This window comes from Nocardia sp. NPDC046763, assembly GCF_040645495.1.
Taxonomy (GTDB): Bacteria; Actinomycetota; Actinomycetes; order Mycobacteriales; family Mycobacteriaceae; genus Nocardia.
Window position 1 is genome coordinate 1 of record NZ_JBEYYI010000085.1, and the last position, 2,286, is coordinate 2,286.

A 2,286-nucleotide genomic window follows, 5' to 3' on the forward strand; every position below is an offset into this window, starting at 1 on the left:
CTTGTTTCCGGGAATCCAGACGCCACCGCCCGATCGCGCGGTAGAACCGCCGTAATGAGCGGCCTTTTCGATGAGCACCGTGCGCAGACCGTGGTGCGCAGCGGTGAGGGCGGCGGACATACCGGCGGCACCGCTGCCGACCACCACCACGTCGTAATCCCGATCAGTCATGTAGAACACGTTATAGAATCGATCCTGGTTTGGTCTATGTTGGTCTGGCAGATGGGACTGCTGAAGCGACGTTATTCACAAAAACTCGTTTCAGTTTCTAGTCTCGTTACTGGATGGCCACCGGCCGGTACCCCCGAGGGAAGGAACACAGCGTGCTGACCGACGCGCTACGTAAGGAACTGGCCGACGAGCTCGCGGCGGCCGAGCGGACCCGGGTTCCGATCGATCCGCTGGCTGTGCGGCATCCCGAGATCGACGTGGTCGATGCCTACGAGATCCAGCTCATCAATATGCGGCAGCGTTTCGACGGCGGCGCCAAGGTCGTGGGCCACAAGGTGGGCCTGTCCTCGAAGGCCATGCAGCAGATGATGGGTGTGGACGAACCCGACTACGGGCACCTGCTCGCGGAGATGGAAGTCTTCGAGGACGTTCCGGTCGACACCTCCAAGTACCTGTACCCGCGCGTCGAGGTCGAGGTCGGCTTCATCCTGGGCGCCGATCTGCCCGGCGAAGACTGCACCGAGGAGGACGTGCGCAAGGCCACCGTCGCCTACGCGCCCTCCATCGAGCTCATCGACACCCGCATCAAGGACTGGAAGATCGCGCTCTGCGACACCATCGCCGACAATGCGTCCTCCGCCGGATACGTACTGGGCAAACAGCGGGTCTCGCCGGACCAGCTGGATATCAAGAACATCGACGCCGTGCTGACCCGCAATGGCGAGGTCATCGCCGAGGGCCGCTCGGACGCCGTGCTGGGTGACCCGACCATCGCGGTGGCGTGGCTGGCACGCAAGGTCGCGTCCTTCGGAGTGCGTCTCAAGGCCGGCGACATCGTGCTGCCCGGCTCCTGCACCCGCGCCATCGACGCCCGCCCGGGCGACGAGTTCATCGCCGAGTTCGCCGGACTCGGTTCCGTCCACCTGGGTTTCGCGTAGACCTGAGCCAATCAGGCCGCGTCGCACAGACACTGACCTCACCGAGTAGGAGAAAGCCGTGACTGCAAGCAAAGTCACCGCCGCGATCGTCGGGTCCGGCAATATCAGCACCGATCTGCTGTACAAGCTGCTGCGTTCGGAGAAGATCGAGCCGCGCTGGATGATCGGCATCGACCCGGAGTCCGAGGGCCTCAAGCGCGCCCGCGGCCTGGGCCTGGAGACCTCCGCCGAGGGCGCCGACTGGCTGCTGGCGCTGCCGGAGAAGCCGGACCTGCTGTTCGAGGCCACCTCCGCGTATGTGCACCGGGCCTACGCGCCCAAGTACGCCGAGGCCGGCATCCGGGCCGTCGACCTCACCCCGGCCGCCGTCGGCCCCGCCGTCATTCCGCCGGTCAACCTGGACTCGCTGCGTGACGAGATGAACGTCAACATGATCACCTGCGGTGGCCAGGCGACCATTCCGATGGTGCACGCGGTGTCCCGTGTGGTGCCGGTGGAGTACGCCGAGATCGTGGCGTCGGTGTCCTCGGTGTCGGCCGGTCCGGGCACCCGCGCGAACATCGACGAGTTCACCAAGACCACCTCCGCCGGTGTGGAGAACATCGGTGGCGCCAAGCGCGGCAAGGCGATCATCATCCTGAACCCGGCCGAGCCGCCGATGATCATGCGCGACACCATCTTCTGTGCCATCCCCGAGGATGCGGATCGCGACGCCATCACCGAGTCGATCCACCGGATGGAGAAGTCCATTCAGGAGTACGTCCCCGGCTACCGGCTGCTCAACGAGCCGCAGTTCGACGAGCCGTCGCTGGTTTCCGGTGGCATGGCGAAGGTTTCGATCTTCGTCGAGGTCGAGGGCGCGGGCGACTTCCTGCCGCCGTACTCGGGCAACCTCGACATCATGACCGCCGCCGCCACCCGCGTGGGTGACGTGCTGGCCGACCAGATCATCTCGGCTCGGGTGTAAGGAGTTCCGACAGTGAGCAATTCGAATATTCTCAAGCCGTTCTCTGCGGATCTCGACATCCGCGTGACGGACACCAGCCTGCGTGACGGCTCGCACCACAAGCGCCACCAGTTCACCGTCCAGGAAGTGCGCGACATCGTCGCCTCCCTGGACGCGGCGGGCGTGCCGGTCCTCGAGGTCACCCACGGTGACGGTCTCGGCGGTTCCTCG

Annotated in this window: 3 protein-coding genes and 1 pseudogene; 3 read left to right on the forward strand and 1 reads right to left on the reverse strand. The window is 65.3% G+C overall.

The genetic code is table 11. The annotated features are described in order from the left end of the window. Window positions 1-180 (reverse strand): FAD-dependent oxidoreductase (locus ABZ909_RS43520; protein ID WP_357012355.1); only part of this gene is annotated, 180 nt, incomplete at its 3' end. Window positions 181-323: 143 nt separating this feature from the next. Here ABZ909_RS43520 and ABZ909_RS43525 point away from each other — a divergent pair. From ABZ909_RS43525 to ABZ909_RS43535, 3 genes and pseudogenes are all read left to right on the forward strand, one after another. After that, window positions 324-1,109, forward strand: coding sequence for a 2-keto-4-pentenoate hydratase (locus ABZ909_RS43525; RefSeq protein WP_354831291.1), 786 nt, complete (start codon window positions 324-326; stop codon window positions 1,107-1,109). 58 nt (window positions 1,110-1,167) lie between these two features. Then, entirely contained in the window at window positions 1,168-2,076 is a 909-nt protein-coding gene (locus ABZ909_RS43530) for an acetaldehyde dehydrogenase (acetylating) (protein ID WP_357012358.1), read from the forward strand. Window positions 2,077-2,088: 12 nt separating this feature from the next. Continuing rightward, window positions 2,089-2,286, forward strand: a pseudogene (locus tag ABZ909_RS43535) (4-hydroxy-2-oxovalerate aldolase); the annotation flags it as partial.